This window comes from Paracoccus xiamenensis (assembly GCF_011308835.1).
Taxonomy (GTDB): domain Bacteria; phylum Pseudomonadota; class Alphaproteobacteria; order Rhodobacterales; family Rhodobacteraceae; genus Paracoccus; species Paracoccus xiamenensis.
The window spans coordinates 1-1,560 of the sequence record NZ_JAAOHY010000019.1 but is presented as its reverse complement, the minus strand read 5'-3'; the positions used below and the strand labels follow the sequence as shown (position 1 = coordinate 1,560).

Annotated in this window: 2 protein-coding genes; one reads left to right on the top strand and one right to left on the bottom strand. The window is 50.7% G+C overall.

The window, feature by feature from the left end:
* Positions 1-346: 346 nt before the first annotated feature.
* Complete coding sequence (locus tag G7044_RS17835; protein ID WP_166331350.1) at positions 347-568, top strand: hypothetical protein; 222 nt, start codon at positions 347-349, stop codon at positions 566-568.
* A 125-nt stretch (positions 569-693) separates the two neighbouring features.
* On the opposite strand, the gene G7044_RS17830 is transcribed toward G7044_RS17835, so the two are convergent.
* Positions 694-1,431 carry an ATP-binding protein gene (locus G7044_RS17830; protein WP_207630372.1) on the bottom strand — a complete coding sequence of 246 codons (738 nt, stop codon included), beginning with the start codon at positions 1,429-1,431 and terminating at the stop codon, positions 694-696.
* Positions 1,432-1,560: the final 129 nt, after the last annotated feature.

The window sequence follows — 1,560 nt, the reverse complement described above, 5'->3', positions numbered from 1 at the left end:
AAATCGAACCACGCGGCTGAGACCCCCGCTCGGGCTACGCCCTCACGGCGGTCTCAGCCGCGCGCAAGGGTGGCCGACTTTTGCGCCGCCCAGTGGCTGGGTTTTACGCCGCCGTTGACAATTCATGGCAACTCCCGAAAAATATGCTGGCAAGAAATATTGATATCGTTCATGATTCGCATGGAGAACAAAGCAAGACTTCGTGAAACTTCACACCCGGTATGTGTGAATTGCCACTGAAGTCTTCCTCAAGTGGCCACTATTCTTCCTTTGCGACAGCAGGGCTGACGTAAGGCGAGAAGAATTGTCGTGAAGCTTCTCGGTTGTGTTACTGTCCAGGAAAGCCGTGCGCTACCGTCCCGGCATCAAGCTCGGAACCAGGGACATGGGAAAAAAAGATCAGACGCCTCAGAATGCGCAAGCAGATCAGATCGAACCGCTGGCGCAGCGCATCGCAGCTTTGCAGGAAAAGGCTGCGTCGTGCGTTGGCAAGCAAACGCTTACATCGGCCGAGATGAAGGCGTTCATGGATGATCAATGGGGCGAAGGTGAGGTCGAGGATAGCTAATCAAGATAGCGCATCAGTCATCGGCTGAAGATTTCGGCCCAAAGCTGCCTTTGGCATAGGGTCGATGCAACGGCAGCTATTTAGCAGTAGGCGGCAGTCAGTGACTTGACGCGAGCGTCTGATTGTCAATCATCGTCACTGCCCCACAGTTCGACGAGGTTTACATCACTGCTGCCCGGTTCTTGCTCTTTCGGTAGTTTGTCAACTTGCATGAGCATCGGAATGTCAAAACTGGTTCCAGTTACAACGCACGCCCCTTGGGGAAGCGTCGGTATTTGCCCTCGAGAAAGGCTGTCCAGTGTCGATATGGTATTTTCCAAAAGCGCAAGATCTCTGTCATTCACAAGGCGATGAATGAAATAGTTATGCAGTTGCGAGACAATAGTCGGGGAAATGTCTGCTGGTCTTTGGCTGGCAATCGTAAGGAAAACACCAAATTTTCGACCTTCTTTGATGATCTCTTCGAACAATTCTAAACGATAATCTTTCCAGCTTTCCGCCTCGCGACTTGATTGCTGTGAAAGTATGTTGTGCGCCTCATCGACGATCAAATGGAGAGTAGTCGAAGGTGGGCTTGTTACGACGCTTCTACGCTGCTCATAAAAATGCTTTGCGATAAGAATAGGTAAGATTTTCTTCACGTCTTGCTTGCACTCCCGCAGAGAAAAAACGGTTACGAGCCGATCTTCATCATCAGCCAGCTCTCCAACGGAGATAACACGCGAGAATTCCTCTTTCAGAGCGTCAATGCGGCGCAAAAGCGGTTGTATGTGCTCGTATTGTGCAGAGCCGAATTGGACATCGTTTATAAGTTGCAAACTGGCGCGAACCTGCAATTCCGTGAAGCCCGAGAGGTTTTGCAAGTCTATCCTGACCTGCTCCCCTGAAGTGTCCTCGATTTACGGTTAGCCTGTTCTCCAATTGAGGAGACAGACGATGAAGAGAAGCCGTTTCAGCGAAGAGCAGATCATTGGCATTCTGAAGGAGCATCA